Annotated in this window: 22 protein-coding genes; 15 read left to right on the plus strand and 7 right to left on the minus strand. The window is 75.4% G+C overall.

The genetic code is table 11. The features are described from left to right. Together OF117_RS01850 and OF117_RS01855 are read left to right on the plus strand one after the other, a co-directional pair. Positions 1-2,000: VanW family protein (locus OF117_RS01850; RefSeq protein WP_263551085.1), on the plus strand; the 2,000-nt coding region annotated here is incomplete at its 5' end. A gap of 99 nt (positions 2,001-2,099) precedes the next feature. After that, positions 2,100-3,284 carry a YihY/virulence factor BrkB family protein gene (locus OF117_RS01855; protein WP_263551086.1) on the plus strand — a complete coding sequence of 395 codons (1,185 nt, stop codon included), beginning with the start codon at positions 2,100-2,102 and terminating at the stop codon, positions 3,282-3,284. A 7-nt stretch (positions 3,285-3,291) separates the two neighbouring features. On the opposite strand, the gene OF117_RS01860 is transcribed toward OF117_RS01855, so the two are convergent. After that, complete coding sequence (locus OF117_RS01860) at positions 3,292-3,522, minus strand: DUF3039 domain-containing protein (RefSeq protein WP_263551087.1); 231 nt, start codon at positions 3,520-3,522, stop codon at positions 3,292-3,294. 17 nt (positions 3,523-3,539) lie between these two features. On the opposite strand from OF117_RS01860, the gene OF117_RS01865 reads away from it, so the two are divergent. After that, complete coding sequence (locus tag OF117_RS01865) at positions 3,540-4,481, plus strand: pseudouridine-5'-phosphate glycosidase (RefSeq protein WP_263551088.1); 942 nt, start codon at positions 3,540-3,542, stop codon at positions 4,479-4,481. Beyond that, on the plus strand, positions 4,478-5,362 hold the full coding sequence (locus OF117_RS01870) for a carbohydrate kinase family protein (RefSeq protein ID WP_263551089.1): 885 nt from the start codon (positions 4,478-4,480) through the stop codon (positions 5,360-5,362). The genes OF117_RS01865 and OF117_RS01870 overlap by 4 nt, the downstream gene beginning before the upstream one ends. Positions 5,363-5,392: 30 nt before the next feature. On the opposite strand, the gene OF117_RS01875 is transcribed toward OF117_RS01870, so the two are convergent. Next, positions 5,393-5,797 (minus strand): DUF3099 domain-containing protein, encoded by a 405-nt coding sequence (locus OF117_RS01875; protein WP_263551090.1) that lies wholly within the window; start codon positions 5,795-5,797, stop codon positions 5,393-5,395. Positions 5,798-5,927: 130 nt separating this feature from the next. Further along, the gene (locus OF117_RS01880; RefSeq protein ID WP_263551091.1) at positions 5,928-6,506 is read right to left on the minus strand and encodes an HhH-GPD-type base excision DNA repair protein; all 579 of its coding nucleotides are present in this window, start codon (positions 6,504-6,506) and stop codon (positions 5,928-5,930) included. A gap of 6 nt (positions 6,507-6,512) precedes the next feature. Here OF117_RS01880 and OF117_RS01885 point away from each other — a divergent pair, with 6 nt between their 5' ends. From OF117_RS01885 to OF117_RS01915, 7 genes are all read left to right on the plus strand, one after another. Next, a complete protein-coding gene (locus tag OF117_RS01885) occupies positions 6,513-6,848 on the plus strand; it encodes a hypothetical protein (protein ID WP_263551092.1) in 336 nt (111 codons plus the stop codon). Beyond that, the gene (locus OF117_RS01890) at positions 6,845-7,162 is read left to right on the plus strand and encodes a type II toxin-antitoxin system PemK/MazF family toxin (RefSeq protein ID WP_318014207.1); all 318 of its coding nucleotides are present in this window, start codon (positions 6,845-6,847) and stop codon (positions 7,160-7,162) included. The genes OF117_RS01885 and OF117_RS01890 overlap by 4 nt, the downstream gene beginning before the upstream one ends. A 140-nt stretch (positions 7,163-7,302) precedes the next feature. Beyond that, positions 7,303-8,256, plus strand: a complete 954-nt coding sequence (locus tag OF117_RS01895; RefSeq protein ID WP_263551093.1) for an alpha/beta fold hydrolase — start codon at positions 7,303-7,305, stop codon at positions 8,254-8,256. A 262-nt stretch (positions 8,257-8,518) separates the two neighbouring features. Continuing rightward, complete coding sequence (locus OF117_RS01900) at positions 8,519-9,721, plus strand: sensor histidine kinase (RefSeq protein WP_263551094.1); 1,203 nt, start codon at positions 8,519-8,521, stop codon at positions 9,719-9,721. Then, positions 9,718-10,404 (plus strand): response regulator, encoded by a 687-nt coding sequence (locus tag OF117_RS01905; protein WP_263551095.1) that lies wholly within the window; start codon positions 9,718-9,720, stop codon positions 10,402-10,404. Before OF117_RS01900 ends, OF117_RS01905 begins: the two co-directional genes overlap by 4 nt. A gap of 203 nt (positions 10,405-10,607) precedes the next feature. After that, positions 10,608-11,840, plus strand: coding sequence for an FAD-dependent oxidoreductase (locus tag OF117_RS01910; RefSeq protein WP_263551096.1), 1,233 nt, complete (start codon positions 10,608-10,610; stop codon positions 11,838-11,840). Beyond that, a complete protein-coding gene (locus OF117_RS01915) occupies positions 11,837-13,417 on the plus strand; it encodes a multicopper oxidase family protein (protein WP_263551097.1) in 1,581 nt (526 codons plus the stop codon). Before OF117_RS01910 ends, OF117_RS01915 begins: the two co-directional genes overlap by 4 nt. 73 nt (positions 13,418-13,490) lie before the next feature. Here OF117_RS01915 and OF117_RS01920 read toward each other — a convergent pair whose 3' ends face one another. Next, the gene (locus OF117_RS01920; RefSeq protein ID WP_263551098.1) at positions 13,491-14,591 is read right to left on the minus strand and encodes a calcium:proton antiporter; all 1,101 of its coding nucleotides are present in this window, start codon (positions 14,589-14,591) and stop codon (positions 13,491-13,493) included. A 92-nt stretch (positions 14,592-14,683) separates the two neighbouring features. Between OF117_RS01920 and dtd the strand changes: the two genes are divergently transcribed. Both dtd and sigB read left to right on the plus strand, forming a co-directional pair. Further along, positions 14,684-15,115 carry a D-aminoacyl-tRNA deacylase gene (gene dtd, locus OF117_RS01925; protein WP_263551099.1) on the plus strand — a complete coding sequence of 144 codons (432 nt, stop codon included), beginning with the start codon at positions 14,684-14,686 and terminating at the stop codon, positions 15,113-15,115. Between the two features lie 287 nt (positions 15,116-15,402). Further along, positions 15,403-16,389, plus strand: a complete 987-nt coding sequence (gene sigB, locus OF117_RS01930) for an RNA polymerase sigma factor SigB (RefSeq protein ID WP_318014208.1) — start codon at positions 15,403-15,405, stop codon at positions 16,387-16,389. Positions 16,390-16,501: 112 nt separating this feature from the next. On the opposite strand, the gene OF117_RS01935 is transcribed toward sigB, so the two are convergent. Both OF117_RS01935 and OF117_RS01940 read right to left on the minus strand, forming a co-directional pair. After that, on the minus strand, positions 16,502-19,135 hold the full coding sequence (locus tag OF117_RS01935) for a bifunctional GNAT family N-acetyltransferase/acetate--CoA ligase family protein (RefSeq protein ID WP_263551100.1): 2,634 nt from the start codon (positions 19,133-19,135) through the stop codon (positions 16,502-16,504). A gap of 154 nt (positions 19,136-19,289) precedes the next feature. Then, positions 19,290-20,471, minus strand: coding sequence for an acetoin utilization protein AcuC (locus tag OF117_RS01940; RefSeq protein ID WP_263551101.1), 1,182 nt, complete (start codon positions 20,469-20,471; stop codon positions 19,290-19,292). Positions 20,472-20,678: 207 nt separating this feature from the next. On the opposite strand from OF117_RS01940, the gene OF117_RS01945 reads away from it, so the two are divergent. Together OF117_RS01945 and OF117_RS01950 are read left to right on the plus strand one after the other, a co-directional pair. Continuing rightward, entirely contained in the window at positions 20,679-21,407 is a 729-nt protein-coding gene (locus OF117_RS01945) for a metal-dependent transcriptional regulator (protein WP_263551102.1), read from the plus strand. 119 nt (positions 21,408-21,526) lie between these two features. After that, complete coding sequence (locus OF117_RS01950; RefSeq protein ID WP_263551103.1) at positions 21,527-23,611, plus strand: S9 family peptidase; 2,085 nt, start codon at positions 21,527-21,529, stop codon at positions 23,609-23,611. Here OF117_RS01950 and OF117_RS01955 read toward each other — a convergent pair. Continuing rightward, a partial coding sequence (locus tag OF117_RS01955; RefSeq protein WP_263551104.1) for a DUF4192 domain-containing protein occupies positions 23,550-24,492 on the minus strand: 943 nt, incomplete at its 5' end. The two genes, OF117_RS01950 and OF117_RS01955, sit on opposite strands and share 62 nt — an antisense overlap.

A 24,492-nucleotide genomic window follows, 5' to 3' on the forward strand; every position in this document is an offset into this window, starting at 1 on the left:
CCGAGCGCTTCCCTCGCGACCACGCCCCCGCGCCCCCGGCCCGGGACGAGACGCCGCAGCAGCCCGCCGGACGGGCGGCCTCCGACGACGCCACCGAGCGCTTCGCCGCCGACCCCGCCGCGCCGCCCCCGACCCCGTCGCCCGCCGCGCCGCCCGCGAGCCCGTCGACGTCCGCGGAGGAACGCGCCGCGGGCGATCCCGGTGCGTCCGACGGACCCGACCGCCCCGGTCGACGGCGGCACGCGGAGGGCGGATCCCCCGGCTGGCGCCGACCCGCCGTACTGGCGCCGGTCGGCGTCCTCGCCGCCCTCGGTCTGCTGTACGGCGGCGACCTCGCGTTGTCCTCGGGCGACGTCCCGCGCGGCACCGTGGTGGGCGGCGTGGAACTCGGCGGGCTCGACCCGGCCGCGGCCCGGAGCACGCTGGAGGAGCAGCTCGCGCCCCGCATCGCTGCCGACCGGCCGATCGTGGCCGACGACGTGGAGGCGGTCTTCTCCCCCACGGCCGCCGGCATCGAGCTCGACGTCCCGGCGACCGTCGACGTCGCCGACGACCAGCCGCTCAACCCGTGGACGCGCCTGGTCACGCTGTTCGACGAGCGCACCGTCGACCCGGTGCTGACCGGCGAGGACACCGCGCTGACCGCGCAGCTGGAGGACATCGCGGCGCAGGTCGACCGGGCACCGGTCGACGCCACCATCGCCGGCGAGGGCACCGACCTGGAGGTCGTCGAGCCGGTCGACGGCCGGACCCTCGACCGGGAGGGGTCCGCCGAGGCCGTCACCGAGGCGCTCGCCCAGGGCCGGGCGCCCGACGTCCCCGTCGAACTGCCGGTCGACGTCGAGCCCGTGGACGTCGGCCTCGAGGAGGCCCGCCGCGTCCTCGAGGAGGTCGTCGACCCGGCGCTGGCCGCGCCGGTGACGGTGGTCAGCGAGGACGGCGGCACCTCCGCCGAGATCGCGGAGACCGCCATCGCGGCCTCGCTGGCCTTCACGCCCCAGGAGGACGGCGAACTGGTCGTCTCGGTCGACCCGGCCGCCCTGCAGGAGGCCCTGGGCGACGAGCTCGGTCGCTTCGGCACGCCGGCCGAGGACGCCCGCTTCGAGGTCTCCGACGGCCAGGTCCGCGTCGTCCCGTCCGTCGACGGGACCGGCATCGACCCCGCCCAGCTGGCCGAGCAGCTGCTGCCGGTGCTCACCGAGCCGGCGCCGCGGCAGGTGACCGCGACCCTCGGCCCGGTCCCGGCCGACCTCACCACCGAGGAGGCCGAGGCGCTGGGCATCCGCGAGGAGATCAGCAGCTTCACCACGAACATCAGCAACCCGAACAGCGGGGAGAACATCCGGGTGGTGGCCGAGGAGGTCGACGGCCACGTGGTCATGCCGGGCGAGACCTTCAGCCTCAACGATTTCACCGGACCGCGCGGGATCGCGCAGGGCTACGTGGAGGCCGGCGTCATCAACAACGGCGAGTTCACCACCGCGGTCGGCGGCGGCGTCAGCCAGTTCGCCACGACGATGTTCAACGCGGTCTTCTTCGCCGGGCTCGAGGACGTCTTCCACAAGCCGCACAGCTACTACATCAGCCGCTACCCGGCCGGGCGCGAGGCGACGGTGTACTACGACTCGATCGACCTGGAGTGGCGCAACGACAGCGACACCGGCGTCTTCGTCGACACCGCCTGGACGCCAGGCACCCTCACGGTGACCTTCTACGGCACGAAGCGGTACGACATCGAGTCGGTGAGCAGCGAGCGGTACAACATCCGCCAGCCCGCCGTCCGCGAGAAGCCGCAGGACGGCAGCTGCCGACCGTCGAACGGGTCGACCGGGTTCGACATCACCGTGACGCGGATCTTCCGCGAGCTCGGCACCGGCAACGAGCTGCGCCGGGAGCGGTTCCAGACCCGTTACGCCGCCGAGCCGGCGACCCGCTGCGTCGAACCGCCGCCGGCCGCTCCCGGCCCTCCCGACGGCGCCGCACCGCCGGCCGGCGGATGACCCAGCGGGGCGGGAGCCCACCCGCCCCGCTGGGTCATCCGGCAGTCGGCGCCCGTGCGGCGAGGGGCCGTGCACCGCGCTGACGTGCACACTGGTGCGATGAGCACCGTCCTGCCCGGGGGCCGCCCTCGGGGGGCCGGCGTGCCGCCGGGCGGGCCCGCATCCCCCGCCGGGGACGGCGCCGCGCGCCCCGGAGCCGCGTCCGGGGACGGCCGCCCGCCGGCGGCACCACCGTGGCCCGCCGGCGCCACCCCCGCCGGCGCCACCCGCGTGCCCGCCGGCGCCGCCCGCGTGCCCGCCGGGGCCACCCGCGTGCCCGCCGCGCCGCGCGAGCGGCTCGCCGGCTGGCCCGCGCCGGCGCGGGTGCCGCTGCAGGTGCTGGGCGCCACCCTGGCCAAGGCGTGGCGCGACCGGGTGCTGGGCCTGTCGGCCGAGGCGGCGTTCTGGCAGATCCTCTCCGTGCCGCCGCTGCTGATCGGGCTGGTGGGCTCCCTCGGCTACCTCACCGACGTCGTCGGCGGCGCGCCCGTCCGCGAGGTCGAGGAGCGGCTGCTCGCCGGTGCCGGCGAGGTGCTCACCGACGACGTGGTCGCCGCCCTGGTGGCCCCCACGCTGACCGACATCCTCGGATCGGGCCGCCTGGAGGTCGTCAGCCTCGGCTTCCTGCTCGCGCTGTGGGCCGGCTCCTCGGCGACGGCGACGTTCATGAACACCATCGTGATCGCCTACGACCAGCGCGACGTCCGCGGCCCCATCCGCACCCGGCTCAAGGCGCTGTGGTTGTTCGTGCTCGGCCTGCTGCTGGCGGTGCTCATGCTGCCGCTGCTCGTGCTGGGCGAGGACGTGCTGGTCCGGTTCCTGCCGCTGGAGTGGCGGGGCACCGGGGCCATGCTGATCAACAACGCCTACTGGCCGTTCGTGCTGGTCGGCCTGTTCCTGGCGCTGACCAGCTTCTACCACGTGGTGCTGGCCGACCGGCTGCCGTGGCGGCGGCACCTGCCGGGGGCGGCGCTGGCGGTGGCCTTCTTCGCCCTGGCCGCCCAGCTGCTGCGCACCTACGTGACCGACATCCTCACGACGGCCCTGCCGTACGGCGCGCTGGCCACGCCCATCGCCGCGCTGATGTTCTGCTTCCTGTTCGGCCTGGCCGTGCTGCTCGGCGCCGAGCTGAACACGATCGTCCAGCAGCGCTGGCCGGCTCCGCTGCGCCGGCACGGCTCCCGCCGCCGGTCGCGGCGGGCCGCGAAGCTGGAGGCCGAGGCGCGCCGGCTCGGCCTGTTCTGACCCGGCCTCACTCCTTGCGCAGCTGGTCGTAGATCTCCTTGCACGCCGGGCACACCGGGCTGCCCGGCTTGGGGCTCTTGGTCACCGGGAACACCTCGCCGCAGAGGGCCTCGACCAGCGTGCCCATGACCGCGCTCTCCGCGATCTTGTTCTTCCGGACGTAGTGGAAGACCTCGTTCGCGTTGCCGGTGTCGGCGTCGCGGACGTCCGGCCGCTCGAGGATATCGGCGCTGCTCATGCGTCCATGATGGCAGGGTGCAGCCGTCGTCCCCGCCCGAGCGGCCCTCCCCCGGCATCGTGGCGTCGCCGGAGGTGGCCGGCGCCCTGCGGGCGGGCGGGCCCGTGGTGGCGCTGGAGAGCACGCTGCTGGCCCACGGGCTCCCCCGCCCCGACAACCGGACGGCGGCCGACGACATCGAGGCCGCCGTCCGCCGGGGTGGCGCCGTCCCGGCGACGATCGCCGTCCTGGACGGCGTGCCGCACGTCGGCCTCACCGCCGGGCAGGTCGACCGGGTGTGCGCCGATCCCGACCTGGCCAAGCTGGGCGTGCGCGACCTGCCGGTCGCCCTGGCCACCGGCGGCAGCGGGGCCACCACCGTGTCCAGCACGGCACTGCTGGCCGCCCGCGCCGGCATCGGCGTCTTCGCCACCGGCGGCCTCGGCGGGGTGCACCGGGACGCGCCGTTCGACGAGTCGGCCGACCTCGTCGCGCTCGCCCGCACGTCGCTCGTCGTGGTCTGCGCCGGGGTCAAGTCGATCCTCGACGTCCCGGCCACCCTGGAGCGGCTGGAGACCCTGTCGGTGACCGTCGTCGGGTACCGGACGACGACCTTCCCCGGCTTCTACGTCGCCGATTCCGGCTCGACCGTCGACTGGGCGGTCGACGGCCCGGCGCAGGCCGCGGCCGTCTTCGCCGCCCGGCGGCGGCTGACCCCCGGCGCGGTCGTCGTCGCCAACCCGCTGCCGCCGGACGAGGAGCTCGACCGCGAGCTGCACGACCAGGTGATCGCCGACGCGCTGGCCGCCGCCCACGCGGCCGGGGTGCGCGGCAGGGCGGTGACGCCGTTCGTGCTCGACCACCTGCACCGCGCCAGCCGCGGCGCCACGCTCGCGGTGAACGTCCGGCTGGTGCTGCGCAACGCCGAGCTGGCCGGGGAGATCGCCGCGGCGCTGGCGGCCCGGAGCGCGCACGGGTGACCGCGCGGCCGGCGGTGCTGGTCGTCGGCGACGTGAACACCGACGTCGTCGCCGTCCTCTCCGGGGCTCCCGCACCGGGGTCGGACCGGCCGGCGCGCATCCGCAGCCACGGCGGCGGCGCGGGCGGCAACGTCGCCGCGCACCTCGCCCGGGCCGGGCTCGACGTGGTGCTGGCCGGGTGCGTCGGCGACGACGCGGAGGGGACGGCGCGACTCGCGGAGCTGGCCGCCGCGGGGGTGCGTGCGCGGCTGCGCGTGGTGCCGCGTGCGGCCACCGGCACGGTGGTGAGCCTGGTCGAGCCGGACGGGCAGCGCAGCATGCTCGCCGACCGCGGCGCCAACCTCGAGCTCGTCCCCGGCGACCTGCCGTCCCCGGTCCCGGGCGGCCACCTGCACCTGTCGGGCTACGCACTGCTGGACCCGCGACCGCGGCCGGCCGGGCTGGCCGCGCTGGCGCGGGCGGCCGCCGCCGGGTGCACCGTGTCCGCAGACCCGGCGTCGACCGGGCCGCTGGCGGCCTACGGCGTCGACCGGTGGCTGGCCGACACGGCGGCGGTCACCCTGCTGCTGCCCAACGCCGAGGAGGCCGCCCTGCTCACCGGGTGCGCCGACCCGGTGGACGCCGCCCGAACCCTGGCCGCCCGGCACCGGGCGGTGGCCGTCACCCTCGGACCCGACGGCGCGCTCTGGGCCGCCGGCCGGGCCGTCGTCCACCGCCCGGCCCACCCGGCCGCCGTCGTCGACACGACCGGCGCGGGTGACGCCTTCGCAGCAGGGGTGCTGTCGGTGTGGCTGCGGGACCGAGGCACGGACCCCGTGCATGCGCTGGACGCGGGCCTGGCCCTGGCCGCCGAGGTCGTCGCCCGGCCCGGAGCCCGCTGACCGCGCCGGTCCACGGCCGGCGGGCCGTGCTCACATGTCGATGACGCGGCTCGGCCGGGCCTCCAGCGTCCGTTCGGGTCGGGCCTCGTACCGGTGCGCGGCGAGCTTCTGCTTCGGCGGGCGGTCGTTGGCCATGATGACGGCGATCCAGGGCAGCACGATGCCGAGCACAGCGAAGATCACCATCAGCCAGACGGTCTGGTAGAAGACGGCGGCCAGCGCCACGGAGACCGCGCGGATGGCCATCGTGATGGCGTAGCGCTTCTTGCGCGCCGCGTGCTGGTCGTCGAGGCCGGGCTCGGCCTCGGTGATGAGCAGCGCCTCCACCTTGCGCGAACGCGCCGGCTGCTGGCTCGTGGCCACGAAGTTCGTCCCTCCGCCGTCCGGGGCACGGACGGCGTCCCCTGCCGCGGCCCGGTCGGGGTCGCTGTCCACGGGAGCCGTCCCCGGCTGCGTCCCGGGTCGTCCTCCATCGTGCCACCGCGCGGACGGCGGTGCAGGCACCTCGGCGCGGCCGCTCGATCGACTGCTGGCCTCTGGCCGGACCGGCCGGCGAGCGGCCGGATCAGCCCGCGCTGCGGGCGGCCTGCTTCTGCTCCAGCTTGAACCGGCGCACCTCGGCCAGCGACTCCGGTCCGGTGATGTCGGCGACCGACCGGCGCGACCCCTCCTCCCCGTACGGGCCGGCTGCCTCCCGCCAGCCCGGCGGGGTCACGCCGTACTGCTTGCCGAGCAGGGCCACGAAGATCCTCGCCTTCTGCGCGCCGAAGCCGGGCAGCTCCCCCACCCGCCGCAGCAGGGTCGCGCCGTCGGGGACGTCGGCCCACAGGTTCTCGGCCCGGCCGTCGTAGCGCTCGACGACCAGCCGGCACACCGCCTGGGCCCGCCCGGCCATGGACCCCGGGTAGCGGTGCAGCGCCGGCGGCCCCTGGAAGACCCGGGTCAGCTCGTCGGGATCCGCGTCGGCGAGCTCCGCCGCGGTGAGGCGGTCGACGCCGAGCCGGTCGGCGAGCAGCCGCGGGGCGGCGAAGGCACGCTCCATGGGGAACTGCTGGTCGAGCAGCATCCCGAGAAGGAGCGCGAGCGGGTCGCGGCTCAGCAGTTCGTCGGCGGCGGCGTCCTGGGTGAGGGTCAACGTCGGCACACGGAGATGGTGCCGTACGTCGACACCGGCGCAATCACCGTTGACGACACCACGGGACGTGCTGACCGGTGGGCACTCGACGAGATCCCCGACCTCCCAAGCTGTTGTACACGCGTAGAACGAATGTCTTACATTGCTCCTGTGAGCAAGACGATCGGATTCCGACCGACCGAGGACGATGAGCGGATCATCCGTGAAGCCATGCGGGACGACGAGCGCACGGCCGACGTCATCCGGCGCGCACTGCGCCTGCTCGACCGTGAGGCCTGGCTCGCCCGCGCGCGTGCCGATGCCGAGCGGGTGGCCGACGAGGACCTGTCCGACGAGACCGACGCCTGGTGATCCGCGGCGCCGTGTACCGGGTCGACCTCGGCGAGGCGCGACGTGGGCATGAGCAGCGCGGCCGGCGCTACGGCCTGGTCCTCAGCCCCACCGACATGGCGTTGAGCGTCGCCACGATCGTCCCGACGTCGACGCAGGCGCAGCCGGCCGTGTTCCGGCCCGAGGTCGAACTGGGCGGAGTCCCCACCCGGTTCCTCGTCGATCAGCTGCGCAGCATCGACGTCCGCTTCGTCCACGACGAGCCCGTGTACTTCCTCCATCGCGAGGAACTCGAGGAGGTCGAACTCGCCGTCGCCCGGTATCTCGGGCTCTGACAGGGCCGGCGGCTCGCCTCGACGTGTCGAGGCGCCAGCGAAGACGACGCCTCAGTGTTCGGAGCAGCTCCGGCGTCCCCTCGACGTCGAGGTCCACCCCGTGCGGTTCGGCCGGACGGGCCGGCTGCGAGGAGAGCGGCATGGCTGTCATCGGGGTGACGGGCGGTGGCGGGTTCGGCGCGCTGCAGTACGTGACGCTCGACGGGGTGTCGCTCGCCTACCGCGAGGTGGGCACCGGTGGACCGGTAGTCCTCGTGCACGGCGGCCTGGCTGACATGCGCACCTGGGGCGCGCAGCTCGAACCGCTCAGGGCACGCTTGCGGGCGATCGCCTGCAGCCGCCGGTACGCCCGACCGGACGAGGCCATCGCCCCCGGCGCGACCGACCCCGTGCCGGTGCACGTCGATGACCTCGTCGCCCTCCTGCACGCCCCGGGCGCCTCTCCGGCGCACCTGGTGGGCAACTCGTGGGGCGCGTTCGTCTGCCTGCCCACCGCGATCCGACACCCGGACGTCGTCCGCAGCCTGGTGCTCGAGGAGCCGCCGGTGCTGCCGCTGGTGCTCGGATCGGGACCGCGCCCGCAGCCGTCCGTCCTGGCGCGCAGCCTGCGGCGTCGGCCGCGCGCGACGCTCGCGGTGCTGGCGTTCGGGTTGCGCACGTCCGCCCCGATGGCCTGGGCCTACCGGCGCGGTGACGCCGATCGGGCGCTGCAGCTCTTCGCGCGCGGCGTACTGGGTCGTCAGGCACTGGCCCGCCTGACCTCGCAGCGCCGGCAGCAGATGCGGGGGACCGCCGCCGAGCTCCAGGCCGAGTTCCGCGCGGGGTTCCCACCGCTGACCGAGACGGAGGTCCGCGGCGTCCGCGCCCCCGGCCCTGCTGCTCACCGGCGAGCACAGCCCGGCCGTCGAGGGCTCGCTCACCACGTGGCTCGCCGACCTGCTGCCCCACGCCGAGCAGGTGGTCGGGCCGGGCGCGTCGCACCTCATGCACGAGGACGACCCCGCGTTCGTGAACGACGCCATCGTCGGCTTCGTCACCCGTCGGTCGGCCGGGCGGTGACGCAGCACCCGCTCGTCCCCACGACCACCAGGTAACGCGATGCTCGAGGGGGCGTCCCGATCCCCCTCGGGACCGAGTTCCGCGCGCAGTGTGCCGGAGGGGCTCGGCGCCGCGCGGTCTCCCGGTCCTGCCGCGGACGCGGCAGGACCGGTGCGACCGGCCTGCCACCGGGGCGGTACGGCAGCGAGCCGCCGGGTGGACGCCACCGAGAGCCACCCGCCATAGAGTGACCCACGAGCGCGCGCGGCCCGTCCGGTCACCGCCGGCCCGGGACCGGCGCCTGGCCGAGGACCGGGTGTGCAGGATCGACCGTCTCTCGCGACGACGCCGGGTGGCGGAGGCGACCGCCGTCGGATCGGCGCGCGATGGGCGGTCGTCGCCCTGGACGTCGGCGTGGCCGCGGTGGCGGGCCTGACGTCGGTCGCTGCCCTGTTCTCCGCCGAGGAGGCGGGCAGCCGACCGGCGGACACGGGCGCCGTGGTCCTGCTCGCCGCGGCCGCTGCCTCCCTGCTGCTGCGCCGGCGCCGGCCGCGGGCCGCGCTGTCCGGGGCGATCGGCCTGACGCTGGTCTACCTGGTCCTCGACTACCCCGGCGGGCCGGAGCTGCCGGTGTTGATGGTCGCCTTGTACAGCGTCGCGGCCGCGGGCCAGCGGTGGGAGACGGTGTTCGTCGTCCTGCTGTTCGGCGGAGGTGGCGCGCTGTACCGGGCCGTCGTGGAGCGGGAGTCCTTCCTCGAGATCGCCCTGTCGGTCGCGCTCCTGGTGCTCGCCTTCCTGCTCGGGGACGGCGTGGCGACCCGGCGGCGGCTACGGGCCGAGGTCCGCGAGCGACTGCGCGCCGCGGCGGTCGAGAAGGAGCTCGAGGCGCAGGCCCGGGTCAGCGGGGAACGCATCCGCATCGCGCAGGAGCTGCACGACGTGCTCGCGCACACGATCACCACCATGACGGTGCAGGCCGGGGTCGCGGCCGACCTCATGTCCGATCGACCGGGGCAGGCCCGCCACTCGCTGACGACGCTGCGCGCCTCCGGCCGCGAGGCGATGGCCGAGCTGCGTGCCACGATCGCCGTGCTCCGCTCGGGGCTCGAGGAGCCGACCCGGCACGCCGCGCCGGGGCTGGCCCAGCTGGACCACCTGGTGCGCGGGGTCGAGGAGGCCGGCCTGCCGGTCGACCTGGCGATCTGCGGCCAGCGCCGGGAGCTGCCGGCCGCCGTGGAGCTGACCGCGTACCGGATGGTGCAGGAGGCGCTGACCAACGTGATGCGGCACGCTCGGGCCACCCGGGCGACGGTGCGCGTGCACGTGGGGCGATCGGCGGTCGAGGTGACCGTGGAGGACGACGGCTCGGGTCGCGCGGACGCACCCGAGCACCGCGGCTCCGGTCTGCTGGGGCTCGCCGAGCGGGCACGCGCCCTCGGCGGCGTGCTGACCGCGGGCAACCGCCCGGGCGGCGGCTTCCTGGTGCAGGCGACGCTGCCTGCGCCGGCGGCGGATCGATGACCGGCGCGACCACCGGCGACCTCGTCGTCCGCGTGCTGCTCGCCGACGACCAGTCGCTGGTGCGCGCGGGGTTCCGGCTGGTCCTCGAGCGGGACCGACGCATCGAGGTGGTCGCCGAAGCCGCCGATGGCGCGGCGGCGGTCGAGCTGGCGCACCGGCATCGCCCCGACGTCGTCCTCATGGACATCCGCATGCCGGTCATGGACGGCATCGAGGCCACCCGCCGGATCCTCGCCGAGGCTCGGGACGACCTCCCGCGGGTCGTCGTGCTGACCACGTACGAGCAGGACGACTACATCGCCGACGCCGTGCGGGCGGGAGCGAGCGGCTTCCTGCTCAAGGACATCGAACCCGAGGACCTCCGCCGGGCGGTGCACGTCGTCGCCGCGGGGGACGCGTTGCTGTCCCCGAGCGTCACCCGCCGGCTGCTCGAGACCGTGCGGGGCCGGCCCGACGAACGACCCAGGCATCCCGAACGCCTCGACGTGCTCACGCCGCGCGAGCGCGAGGTGGTGGCCCTGGTGGGCCGGGGGCTGAGCACCGCCGAGATCGGCCGGGCGCTGTTCATGAGCCCGGCCACCGCCAAGACCCACGTCAACCGGGCGATGACCAAGCTGCACGCGCGGGACCGGGCGCAGCTGGTGGTCATCGCGCACGAGACGGGCCTGGTGGCACCGCACTGACCCCGCCGGGCAGCGTCCGCCATCCGTGGCAGTCCGGTCCCGTCCCGGCTACGCCGCACGCGGTAGCGACGTCGCACCGCCGCGCCGATGGCCCACCGGCCTCCCGTTCCTAGCGTCGTCGCCGTCGGTGGCCCGGTCCGGCCGGGAGCGCGGTCAACCGGCACCCCCGACGGACCCGGAAACCGACGTGCCGGAGGAACACCATGACCCGACGACGGACAGCGATCGTGATCGGTGGAGGCATCGCCGGGCAGGTGGCCGCGGTCGCCCTGCGCCGTGCCGGTATCGAATCCACCGTCCACGAGGCCCACGACCGCCACGCCGACGGCGTGGGTGCGTTCCTCGGCCTCGGCCTCAACGGCATCGACGCCCTGCGGACCGTCGGCTTGGACGCACCGGTGCTCGCGCGGAGCATCGCCACCCCGCGCATGGTGCTGCTCGACGGACGGGGCAGGGTCCTGGCCGACGTGCCGAACGGTGGGACGCTGCCCGACGGCACGCACGCGATCACCATCCGGCGTCCGGACCTCTACGCGGCGCTGCGGGAGGAGGCCGGACGGCGGGGCCTGCCGACCGCCGTCGGCAGGCGGCTGACCGGCATCGGGCACACCGCCCGGGGCGTGCGCGCGGAGTTCGCCGACGGCAGCTCCGCGGAGGCCGACGTGCTCGTCGGCGCGGACGGCATCCGCTCGACCACCCGACGGCTGCTGGACCCGCGGGCCCCCGACGCCGCGTACGTCGGGTTCCTCAACACCGGCGGCTACGCCCGCGGCGTCGACGTCCCCGGGCCGGCGGGGGTGAACCACCTCTGCTTCGGTCGGCGCGCGTTCTTCGGCTGGATCAAGGCCCCGGACGGCGAGGTCTGGTGGTTCGCCAACCCGCCGGTCCCCCGCGAGCCCGACCCGGAGGAGCTCGCCACCGTCCCCGCTCCGCTGTGGCGGGCCCGGCTGCTGGACCTGTTCGCCGACGACCGCAGCCCCGCCGTCGACCTCGTGCGGGCGACCGAGGAGGTGTTCCCCGGCTGGATCACCTACGACCTGCCCTCCGTGCCCACCTGGCACGACGGCCGGGCGGTGCTCATCGGGGACGCGGCGCACGCCGTCTCGCCGTCGGCCGGGCAGGGCGCCGCGATGGCGATCGAGGACGCCGTGGTCCTCGCCATGTGCCTCCGGGACCACGACGACGTGCCGGCCGCGCTGGCCCGCTACGAGCAGCTGCGCCGCGACCGCGTCGAGCGGGTCCGCGCCCAGGGGCGCCGCAACGGCGCGGGGAAGACCGTCGGCCCGCTCGGCCGTGCCGTCCGCGACCTCGCGCTGCCGATCGTGATGCGCCGGCTGTTCCGCAACGGTCGCGACCCGCTCCGCTGGGTGTGGGACCACCACATCGACTGGGACACGCCCGTGACCGCTGACGCGCCGGCGGCGGTGATCCGGTGACCGCCGCCACGACCGGCGCCGCCGGCCGGGTCCCGACCCGGAGGCGCCGGCGTCGGATCACCCGGTTGCTCGTGGCCGCACTGGTGCTGGTGATCGCCGGAGTCGGCGTGCTGGCTCTCGCGTGGTCGCGTGCCTCGACCGACACCACCGGCCGGGTCATCTTCGACCGGCCGCTGGCCATCCCGCCGCTCGCCCCGTCCCGCTCGGAGAGCGGCACCCGGGTCTTCGACCTGCGGGCCGGCGCCGGCACCACCGACTTCGGCGTCGGCGACGGGGTCACCCGCACGTGGGGTTTCGACGGCGCGTACCTCGGGCCGACGTTGCGGGCCGAGCGGGGGGAACGGGTGCGCGTCGACGTCACGAACGACCTCGGCGAGAGCACGACCGTGCACTGGCACGGCCACGAACTGCCGGCGGAGATGGACGGGGGACCACACCAGGCGATCGAACCCGGGCAGACCTGGTCGCCGACCTGGACGATCGACCAGCCCGCCGCGACGACCTGGTACCACCCCCATCCGCACGGCAGGACCGCCGAGCACGTCCACCGGGGGCTGGCCGGCATGTTCCTCGTCGACGACGACGACAGCCGAACGCTCGACCTGCCTTCCGAGTACGGCGTCGACGACATCCCGGTCATCGTGCAGGACAAGGCCTTCACCGCCGACGGCCAGTTCGACCACCGCAGCGGGCCGTTCAGCCCCACCGGCGTGCTCGGCGACACCGTCCTCGTCAACGGCACCATCGGGCCCTACCTGGAGGTCGACCGGGACAAGGTCCGCCTGCGGCTGCTCAACGCCTCCGGCGCCCGGATCTACGACTTCGGGCTCGTCGACGACCACGGCCACGACCGGGAGTTCGCCGTCATCGCCGGCGACGGTGGGCTGCTGCCCTCCCCGGTGACGGCCGACCGCATCCGGCTGTCACCCGGGGAGCGCGCCGAGATCGTGGTCGGCCTGCAGCCGGGGCGCGACGTAGTCCTCCGCAGCCACCCCACGGATCTCGGCGCCGACTTCTGGAACCAGCGGTTCTCCGGCGGGGACGACCGCCTCGACGTGCTCCAGCTCCGGGCCGCCGACCGGCTCGTCCCCGGCCCGGACCTCCCGGGCGACCTCGGCCCGCCCCCCGACCTCGACCCCGCGGACGCCGGTGTGACCCGTGCGTTCCGGCTCGGCGGCACGAGCATCAACGGTCTGGACATGGACGTGCGCCGCATCGACCACGTCGGCACCGCCGGGGAGACCGAGTTGTGGGAGGTGACCAACGCCGGCGGCACCCCGCACGACTTCCACGTCCACGGTGTGCGGTTCGTCGTCGCCGACGTCGACGGTCGTCGCCCGCCGCCACCGCTGCGGGGCTGGAAGGACACGGTCTACGTCGCGCCCGGGACGACGGTCCGGCTCGTCCTGCGCCTCCCCCGCCACGCCGATCCGGACTCGCCGTACATGTTCCACTGCCACCTCCTGCAGCACGAGGACCGCGGGATGATGGGCCAGTTCCTGGTGATCGAGCCCGGCCAGGAACCCGGACGCCCCCCGGCGGCCGGCCATGACGCGCACGCGCTGACCCAGGGCTGAACGCGCCGGGCCGGTGGCGGCCCCGCTCCCGCGGCGGCCGTCCACGGCCCGGGTCGGCCGCCGGGACGGTCCCTCAGGGGCTGACGGCCAGGAACAGGAAGCCGGCGAGCAGCACCAGGTGCACGGTGCCCTGCAGTCGTGTCGCCCGACCCGGGACCACGGTCAGGACCGAGACGACGACCGTGAGGACCAGCAGGACCATCTGCGTGGAGCCGAGTCCCAGCAGCAGGGGGCCCTCCAGCCAGATGGAGGCGATCGCGATGGCCGGGATGGTCAGGCCGATGCTGGCCAGCGCCGAGCCGAAGGCGAGGTTCAGGCTGATCTGGATCCGGTTGCGCAGGGCGGCCCGCGCCGCGGCGAGGGTCTCGGGCAGCAGGACCAGCAGCGCGATGACGACGCCCACGAACGACGGGGGAAAGCCCACCGCGGCGACACCGGCCTCGATGGCGGGCGACTCCACCTTCGCGAGCCCGACGACCGCCACGAGCGCGATCAGCAGCAGGAGCGAACTCGTCGTCGCTGCGCGGCCCGTGGGGGGCCTGGCGTGCGCCTGTGGCGAATCGACCGTCCCGGGAGCCGGAACCGGCAGGAAGAAGTCGCGGTGGCGGACGGTCTGGGTGAGCACGAACGCCGCGTACAGCACGAGCGAGGCGACCGCCGCGAAGGCCAGCTGCGCCGGGGAGAACTGCGGCCCCGGGCGACTGGTGGTGAAGGTCGGGAGCACCAGGCTCAGCGTGGCGACGGTCGCCACGGTGGCCAGCGCCGCCCCGCTGCCCTCGGCGTTGAAGACGGACAACCCGTAACGCCGGGCGCCCAGGAACAGCGACAGGCCGACGATCCCGTTGCAGGTGATCATCACCGCGGCGAAGACGGTGTCCCGTGCCAGCGAGGCCGTCCCCGACCCGCCGGACAGCATCAGGGTCACGATGAGCGCGACCTCGATGACCGTGACGGCGACCGCCAGGACCAGCGACCCGAAGGGCTCACCGACCCGGTGGGCCACCACCTCCGCGTGGTGCACGGCCGACAGGACCGCCCCGGCCAGGACCGGCGCCACGACGACCGCGAGAACCGGCCCGAGCTCCCGTCCCCAGGTGGCCGCCAGCACGACCAGCGCCACGACCGGCAGGACCGTGGTCCAGGAGAGCGAGGGGAACCGGGTCAGGGCCACCATGCCCCCACGCTGGCACAGCGCCGCACCGAGCAGCCGGGCACTCGGACGGCACCCGGACGATCGCGCCGGATCCCCCGTCGCAGGATGGCCCTGTGCGCGCCGTCGTCAGCCGGGTCAGTACAGCCGCCGTGACCGTGGACGGGGAGGTCGTGGGCGAGATCGGCCCGGGCCTGCTGTCACTGGTCGGCGTCGCGCGGCACGACGATCCCGGCCGGGCCCGGGCGCTGGCACGCAAGATCCACGAGCTGCGCATCTTCCCGGGGCCGGACGGTGAGCTCTCGGCGTCCGATCTCGGCCTGCCGGTGCTCGTGGTGAGCCAATTCACGCTCTACGCGGACACGCGGAAGGGACGGCGCCCGTCGTGGCAGGACGCCGCGCCGGGGGACCTCGCGGAGCCGCTGGTGGAGGACGTGGTGGCCGAGCTGCGCGCCCGCGGGTGCACGGTCGCCACGGGGCGCTTCGGTGCCCGCATGCAAGTGCGTTCGGTCAATGACGGCCCCATGACACTCCTCCTGGAGGTCTGAGAACCCCGCTCGGCGGGTATGGCTCCGCCGCTGCACGTCCGGTGCGGCCGGATCCCGCCGCCTGCTCCCAGGTTTGCTGTGAGCTCGCTGTCAATGTCGCGGCTGCGGAACAGGGACCCGGCGTCCGCCGTTGTGCAGGGCGTAACTACATCGCACACACCGGACATCCCGCGCAGGCTCCCTCGCGATCCAGGACCTGCCTCCTCTGTACCACCCCGTGCGGATGTCCCGCCGGACCGGACGACCCGGCGGTGCATCCGACCCGAAGGCAAGGACGAAGACACACCGTGACGCTGCTGCAGTCTTCCCCCACCGACACCCTCGAGGTGCGCTCGCCCCGCCGCGAGTCCGACACCACCGGCCTGGTGTCGACCGACCTCGTGCGGGTCTACCTGAACACCATCGGCAAGACCGCGCTGCTCACGGCCGAGCAGGAGGTCGAGCTGGCCAAGCGGATCGAGGCCGGTCTGTACGCGGAGCGCCTGCTGCGCGAGAAGCAGGGCCTGTCGCCGTCCTACAAGCGCGACTACAAGGCCCTGGCCATCGACGGCAAGGCCGCCAAGGCGCACCTGCTGGAGGCCAACCTCCGCCTCGTCGTGTCGGTGGCGAAGCGCTACACCGGCCACGGCATGACGTTCCTGGACCTGATCCAGGAGGGCAACGTCGGGCTGATCCGCGCCGTGGAGAAGTTCGACTACACCAAGGGCTTCAAGTTCTCGACCTACGCCACCTGGTGGATCCGGCAGGCGATCACCCGGGCGATGGCCGACTCCGGCCGCACCATCCGGCTGCCCGTGCACCTCGCCGAGCAGGTCAACAAGGTGGTGCGGACCCGCCGGCGCCTGCACCAGGAGCTGGAGCGCGAGCCCACCGCCGAGGAGCTCGGCCTCGAGCTGGACATGCCCGAGGAGCGGGTGACCGAGCTGCTGGAGTACAGCCGCGACCTGGTCAGCCTGGACCAGACGGTCGGCGCCGACGAGGAGTCGCGCCTCGGTGACTTCATCGAGGACGCCGACGCCGCGGTGGCCGAGGACGCCGTCGCCTTCCAGATGATGAAGGGCGACGTGCGCAACGTGCTGGCGACGCTGGAGGAGCGTGAGCGGGACGTCGTCGTCCTCCGCTTCGGGCTGGACGGCGCCCAGCCGCGCACGCTGGAGCAGATCGGCAAGCAGTTCGGCCTGTCCCGCGAGCGGGTCCGCCAGATCGAGCGCGAGACGATGGCGAAGCTCCGCGACCCCGAGCGCGCCGACGCCTTGCGCGACTACCTCGCCTGAGGAACACCCCTCCCCGCATCCCACGCAGGCTCGGGACGAGCCTCCGGAGGGGCCGGGGCCGTTCCAGCACCTCACCGGGAGCCGGTCACCCTGGGTGGCCGGCTCCCGGTCGTCAGACGGGGCTACGCATCCGGCGAGGGCCGGGATCGATGCGGCCGGTGGGCGGGCCGACGGTCGCCGTCCCGCCGGCGACCACCAGCGACCGGCCGCCGTGCCAGGGGGTGGCCGGGCCGACGAGGACCGGCTCCAGCGACAGCCGCAGCACCTCGGGCAGGTCGTCGGCCAGCCGGGCCACCCGGAGCAGCAGGTCCTCCACGGCGGCGAGGTCGGCCGGCTCGGAGCCGCGGTAGCCGTCGAGCAGCGGGAACGCGCGCGGTGCCCGGACCAGCTCCGCGGCGTCCAGGTCGGTGAGCGGGAGCGCGCGGAAGGCGCGGTCGCCGAGCAGGTCGGTGGCCACGCCGCCCAGCCCGAAGCTGACCAGGGCCCCGAACGACGGGTCGTCCACGATCTCGACCACGGTCGCCACGCCCGGCGCGGCCATCTCCTGCACGAGCATCGGGTCACCGGCCGGGATCGCCGCGTACGCCGCCCGCACCGCGTCGGCGTCCCCGAGGTCGAGCCGGGTGCCACCGAGATCGGGCCGGTGCCGCAGCCACGGCGCCGTCGACTTGAGCACCACCGGGTAGCCGATCTCCTCGGCCGCGGCCACCGCCTGCTCGGCGTCGGTCACCCGGCGGGTGCCCAGCAGCGGGATCCCGTAGGCCGCCAGCAGCGCGATGAGCTCCTCGTCGGCGAGCTCCCGGCCGGCCGGCGCCTGCGCGAGCACGCCGGCCACCACCCGCCGGCCGGCGGGCTCGTCGACGTCCGGGAACTCGGGCACGGTGCCCACCGGACGGCGCCGCCACCGGGCGTACTCGGCCACCTTGGCCAGCGCGATCACCGCCCGCTCCGGGGTGGCGAAGGAGGGCACGGAGCCCCGCTCCGGCATCCCGTCCTCGCCGGGGGCGGTGAGCTCGGGCGGGATCCCCTCCGTCGACAGGAACGTGGCCACGACCGGCTTGTCGCTGCGGGTGGAGACCTCCAGCAGAGCCGCACCGAACTCGGCCGAGCCGCCCATGAGCGGCGGGAGGAACACGGCCACGACGGCGTCGACCTGCGGGTCGTCGACGGCCCGCTGCAGCGCGGCCCGGAAGTCGTCGGGGCCGCCGCCGGAGCCGATGTCGACGGGCGCATCGACGGCCGGGACGAGTCCCTGCTCCAGGACGGCGTCGGTCACCAGCACGCCCATCGCCGTCGAGTTGCCCACGACGGCGACCCGCTCCCCCGCGGGCAGCGGCTGGTGGGCCAGGAGGACACCGACGTCGAACAGCTGGGCGACGGTCTCGACCCGGATGACACCGGCCGAGGCGAACAACGCCCCGACCGACTGCTCGGGCACGGCCACCGAGGTGCCGGCCAGGCCGGGGGTGAGCCCGCCGTGCCGCCCGCTCTTGACGGCCACCACCGGCTTGGTGCGTCCGACGGTGCGGGCCAGCCGGGCGAACTTGCGCGGGTTGCCGAAGCTCTCCAGGTGCAGCAGCACCACCTCGGTGCGCGGGTCGGTGGCCCAGTACTGGAGCAGGTCGTTGCCGCTCACGTCGGCCCGGTTGCCCGCGGACACGAAGCTGGACAGCCCGATGTTGCGGCTGCGCGCGCGCTCGAGCAGGGCCACGCCCAGCGCGCCGGACTGGGCGAAGAAGCCGACCCGGCCGCGGCCGGGCACCTTCGGGGCCAGGCTGGCGTTGAGCCGCACATCGGGGTCGGTGGTGACCATGCCGAGGCAGTTGGGCCCCACGACGCGCATGCCGGAGGCACGGGCCGACGCCACCAGCCGGCGCTCGACCGCGCGGCCCTCCGGGCCGGTCTCCCCGAAGCCGCCGGAGATGACCACCAGGCCGCGCACCCGCTTGCGCCGGCACGCCTCCACCACCGCGGCCACCTCGTCGGCGGGGACGGCCACCACCGCGAGGTCGACGTCGTCGGGGATGTCCTCGATGCCGGCGTAGGCGGGCACGCCGCGGACGTGCCGGGCCGTGGGGTTGACCGGGTAGACCGGCCCGGCGAAGCCGTAGTCCAGCAGGTGCCGCAGCACCGCGTTGCCGAGCTTGCCCGGGTCGTTGCTCGCGCCCACCACCGCCACCGACGCCGGCGTGAGCAGCCGGGCGATGGAGCGCGACTCGCTGCGCTGCTCCCGCTCGTAGGCCACCGCCAGGGCGTCCTCGGTCTGGGCGATCGGGAAGGTCAGGTGGACGATGTTGTCCTCGTAGGTGCGCTCGGCGACGTACCCGGCGTCGCGGAAGACGCGCACCATGCGGGCGTTCTGGGTGAGCACCTCGGCGACGAAGCGGGTGATGCCCCGCTCCCGTGCGGCGGCGGCCAGGTGCTCGAGCAGCACCGACCCCAGGCCGCGCCCCTGGTGGGCGTCCTCCACCAGGAAGGCGACCTCGGCGTCGTCGGTGCCGGGCAGCCGGTCGAAGCGGCCGACGGCGATCAGCTGGTCGCCGAGCAGCACCACGAAGGCCACCCGGTCGACGTGGTCGACGTGCGTGAACCGGTGCAGGTCGCGCTGCGACAGCCGCTGCATCGGCCCGAAGAAGCGGTAGTAGCGCGTCTGCTCCGAGCTGCGCTCCATCAGCCCGACCAGGCCGTCGGCGTCGTCGGGGGTGATCGGCCGCAGGTGCACCGTGCCGCCGTCGGCGGCGACCACGTCGGCCTCCCAGTGCGGCGGCGGAGCGGGGGTCGCCTCCGGGTCGGCCGGGACGTCGAGCGGCGCGCCAGTCGTGGACGGTCCCCCGGAGGCGCCTCCGACCCCGTCCCGGGGCTCGCCGCGAGCCTGCGAGTGGTGAGGAGGACGGGGTCCTTCAGTCACGGGGGTCGTCCGGGTCGAGGCCGAAGTACGGGAAGCTGGCCCGGCGCGTGCGCAGCACGGCCCGGTCGATGCGGGAGTCGCCGAGCGCGTCCCACCGCGCGAAGCCGGCGTAGCCGCCCTCGGTCATCGACGTCGGCGGGCGGGCCCGCAGCCCCCGGCGGACGACGTCGTCCCGCCACGACTGCGGGATCTCCGTCCGCGGGTCGACGGGTGCGCCGGCCAGCTCGGCGATGAGGTGCGTCCACGCCCGCGGCACGCAGCGCACCAGCCCGTAGCCACCGCCACCCAGCGCCAGCCACCTGCCCTCGCACAGCTCGTGCGCCAGCTCGTGCAGGGCGCGGTAGCCGGCCCGCTGGCCGTCGATGGTGAGGGCGAGGTCGGCGAGCGGGTCCTCGTGGTGGGCGTCGCAGCCGCACTGGGTCACCAGGATCTGCGGCGCGAAAGCGCGCAGGACCGAGGGGACGACGGCGTCGAAGGCGCGCAACCAGCCCGAGTCGTCGGTGCCGTTGGGCAGCGCCAGGTTCACCGCGCTGCCCGACGCCTTCTCCGGGTTCCCGGTCTCCTCGGGGTAGCCGGTGCCGGGGAAGAGGGTGAGCGGCGTCTGGTGGATGCTCACCGTCAGCACACGGGGGTCGTCGTAGAAGGCGGCCTGCACCCCGTCGCCGTGGTGGACGTCGACGTCGACGTAGGCGATCCGCTCGTAGCCCTGGTCCAGCAGCCAGGCGATGGCGACCGCCGCGTCGTTGAACACGCAGAAGCCGGACGCGGTGCCGCGCATGGCGTGGTGCAGGCCGCCGGCGATGTTGACCGCGTGCTGGGCGGCGCCGGTGTGCAGCTGCCGGGCGGCCAGCACCGAGCCACCGGCGACCAGCGCCGAGGCGTCGTACATGCCGTCGAAGACGGGGTTGTCGGGCGTGCCCAGGCCGTGGCCGACGGACGGGTCGGCCGGGGCCCGGCGGACCGCCTCCAGGTAGGCCGGGTCGTGCACCAGGGTGAGCAGCGCCTCGTCGGCCGGGGTGGGCGCGAGCACGCGCACGCGGTCTCCGGAGAGCACGCCGAGGCCGTCGGCCAGGCGCATCGTCAGGTCCAGCCGCACGGGGTGCAGCGGGTGGTCCCCGCCCAGGGTGTACCCGAGCAGGGCGTCGTCCCAGACGACCACGACCGCGTCGCTCATGGGGTCCTCCTCGCCGGCGGACGGCGGCGGCCGGGCGCCCGCCGTCGTTCCGGGCGACCGGCCCGCCGGATCCGGGCAGGTCACCCGCGGCGGACGCTACCCCGTGGCAGGACGCGGGACCGTCGCGGCGGGCGGCGGTGCTCCTCCGGGTGACCGGGTCCGGCACCCCGGCGACCGTAGGATTGGCCCCGACCCGGAGGAGTGCCAGTGAACGACCTCATCGACACCACCGAGATGTACCTCCGCACGATCTTCGAGCTGGAGGAGGAGGGCATCGTCCCGCTGCGGGCGCGGATCGCCGAGCGGCTGCACCAGAGCGGCCCGACGGTCAGCCAGACGGTCGCGCGCATGGAGCGCGACGGGCTGCTCACGGTCGAGGGTGACCGCCACCTGCAGCTGTCGGCCACCGGCCGGGAGCTGGCCACGGCGGTCATGCGCAAGCACCGGCTCGCGGAGTGCCTGCTCGTCGACGTCATCGGCCTGGACTACGCCGACGTCCACGAGGAGGCCTGCCGCTGGGAGCACGTGATGAGCGAGGCCGTGGAGCGCAAGCTCGTCACCCTGCTCGGTCACCCGACCGTCTCCCCCTTCGGCAACCCGATCCCCGGCCTCGACGCGCTGGGTCCCGTGCCCGGTGGCGCCGGCACGCTGCCGCTGCCGCCGGCGAGCGAGCTGGTCGTGCTGGCCTCGGTCGCCAGCGAGGACGGCCGCCCGGTCGTGGTGCGGCGGATCAGCGAGCAGCTGCAGGAGCAGACCGACCTGCTCCGGGCGCTGGCCGACCAGGGCGTGCGCCCGGGTGCCACCGTCGTGGCCCGCACGGTCGACGGCTCGGTCGAGCTCGACGGCGCGGTGCTGCCCGCCGGCGTGGCCCAGCACGTGTTCGTCAGCGCGGTCGACGAGGAGTCGACGACGTCGCTGGAGCCCTCCCTGCGCTGAGGGCCGGGACCCGCGCGGGCGGCGCCCGCAGCCCGGGGACCGCGCCGGCGCGGCGCCGCCGGCCCGCTGTCTAGGGTGGCGGGGACGCCCGCCCCAGCGAGCCAGAGAGAAGGCCCTCGGTGAGCCAGCCCGCGCCCGCGGCCGACCGGTCGGATGCCACTCCCGCGCCGTCGTCCTTCCACCGCCTCGCCGACTTCGTCGCGCTCCCCCGGCTCGAGGCGCTGGCGCTGTCCGCGGACGGCACCCGGCTCGCCGTCGCGGTGCAGACCCTCGACGCCGAGCGGAAGAAGTGGCGGTCGGCGCTGTGGGAGATCGACCCGGCCGGCTCCCGGCCCGCCCGGCGGCTCACGCGCGGGGCCCGCGGCGAGTCCGCGCCGGCCTGGGCACCCGACGGCGCCCTGCTGTTCACCTCCGCCCGGCCCGACCCGGCCGCGACCGGCGACGGCGAGGAGCCCGAGTCGGCGCTGTGGAGCCTTCCCGCCGCCGGCGGCGAGGCGCGGATGGTGGTCGCCCGCCCGGCCGGGATCACCGGCTTCGCGGTCGCTGCCGACAGCGGCGCGGTGGTCGTGGCCGCCCCCGCGATGACCGGCGCGGCGACCGCCGAGGACGACGAGCAGCGGATCAAGGCACGCAAGGACGCCGGCGTGACCGCGATCCTGCACGAGGCCTACCCCGTCCGTTCCTGGGACCACGACCTCGGCCCGTCGTCGGTGCACCACTTCTGGCTCGGCCCGCCGCCCGACGAGGAGCGGCCCGGCGCGCCCGCCGGACCGTCCGACCTGCGCGACCTCACACCGGAGGCGGCGCCTCCGCGCGGAGCCGGCGACGACTTCGTCCTGTCGCCCGACGGCTCGCTGCTGGCCCGGAGCGAGGACGTCCCCGAGGGTCCCGCCGGACGGCGGACGCGGCTGGTCGTCACCGCCACCGACGACGGCACCACGCGGGTGCTCGTCGACGATCCGCTGGCCGACGTCCACGCGCCCGCCTTCTCGCCCGACGGCACCGCGCTGGTCTGCGTCCGGGAGTCGCTGTCGACCTACACCGAGCCGCCCGACCACACCCTGCTGCTCGTCGACCTCGGCACGGGTCGCGCCCGCGAGCTGACCCCGGGGTTCGACCGCTGGCCGACCGCGCCGCAGTTCGCCGCCGACGGGACGGCGGTCCACTTCCTGGCCGACGACGACGGCCGGCACGCGGTCTTCCGCGTCGAGGTGGCCGGTGGTGCGCCGGTGCGGCTGACCGGGGACGGCGCGTACAGCCACCTGCAGGTCGCCCGCGACGGCAGCGCCCTCTACGCCCTGCGGTCGGGGTACGGGTCCCCGCCGGTGCCGGTGCGGCTCGACCCGCACGCCGAGCGCCAGGAACCGGTCGTGCTGCCGCATCCCGGGGACGTCGGCCCGCTGCCGGGGACGGTGCACGAGGTGACGACGACCGCCGCCGACGGCGTCCGGGTGCAGGGATGGTTGGTGCTGCCCGAGGGCGCGTCCGCCGAGTCGCCCGCGCCGCTGCTGCTGTGGATCCACGGCGGGCCGATGATGAGCTGGAACTCCTGGTCGTGGCGCTGGTGCCCGTGGGTGTTCGCCGCCCGCGGGTACGCGGTGCTGCTGCCCAACCCCGCCCTCTCGCAGGGCTTCGGTCAGGACTTCGTCCGCCGTAGCTGGGGCGAGTGGGGCGAGGCGCCCTACACCGACCTGATCGCGGCGCTCGACGCGGTGGTCGCCCGCCCCGACGTCGACGGGGACCGCACCGCAGCGATGGGCGGCTCCTTCGGCGGCTACCTGGCCAACTGGGTGGCCACCCAGACCGACCGCTTCCGGGCGATCGTGACGCACGCCAGCCTGTGGGACCTCGACGCGTTCACCGGCACCACCGACGGCGCCTACTACTGGGAGCGGGAGTGGGGCGACCCGCTGCGCGACCCCAAGAGGTACGAGCAGAACTCGCCGCACCGGTTCGCCGACGCCATCCGCACGCCGATGCTGGTCATCCACGGCGACAAGGACTACCGGGTGCCGATCGGGGAGGCGCTGCGGCTCTGGTACGACCTGCAGAAGCGGGCGGTGCCGTCCCGCTTCCTCTACTTCCCCGACGAGAACCACTGGGTGCTCACGCCGGGCAACGCCTCGGTCTGGTACGAGACGGTCATCGCCTTCCTCGCCGAGCACGTCCTCGGCCAGGAGTGGCGCCGCCCCGCCCTCCTCTGACCCCCGCCGGTGCGCGGTCCCGGGCCCCGGGGCGCCCGCGGTCCGCGGCGCGCAGGTCGGCCAGCGTGCCCGCGACCAGGGCGCGGAGCTCGGCCGGGGGCAGGCAGGCCGCCAGGGCCCGCGCGAGGAGGCCGGCCAGGGCGTACCCGGGGTCGCCGGCGAGCGCCCGGTCCAGCGCGATGCCGGCCATCGCGCCGTCGCCGCGCAGCCAGGCGGCGACGGCGAGCAGGGTCGCGGGCGCGGCGTCCAGCGGCGCCGGCGCGCGCCGCGTGCACTCGGTCCAGAGCGTCTCGGCCGCCGCCGGATCGCCGCCCAGGGACAGGCCGAGGGCGCGATCGCGCACCCGGACGTCGCGCAGCGCCCACACGACGCCGGCCACCTCGTCGTCGGAGAGCCGGGATCCCCGCGGTCGCCCGGTGGCGCACCGGGCGACCGCGGCGGTGATCGTCCGCCACGCGGCCGCGGCCGCCGCCTCCGCACCGCCGTCGGCGCGCCCGGCCGCCGCGTGGCCCGCACGCAGCACCGCGGCGGTCATCGCCGCCGCCGCGGACCCGTCCGGTGGGGCGATGCGGGCCAGCAGCTCGTCGCGGTCGGCGGCGACCACGGTGCCGGCGGCCACCGAGGCGGCGGCCAGCTCGCCGACGTCCTCGGGCAGCGGCGTGCCGGCCCCCGGCGCGCAGCACGGGTGCGGGCAGTCGTAGGACCACCACCGGCCCCGGCGGACGAGCAGCGCCTGCCGGACCGGGAGCCCGGCGGCGGCCGCGGCCAGCACCAGCTCGTGCACCAGCCCCCGGTGCGGCAGCCCCCGGTCGGCGTCGGGATCGTCGGCGTCGGGTTCGTCGGCGTCGGGTTCGTCGGCGTCGGGTTCGTCGGCGTCGGGT

The sequence above is a fragment of the Geodermatophilus sp. YIM 151500 genome (assembly GCF_025716945.1).
Lineage (GTDB): Bacteria > Actinomycetota > Actinomycetes > Mycobacteriales > Geodermatophilaceae > YIM-151500.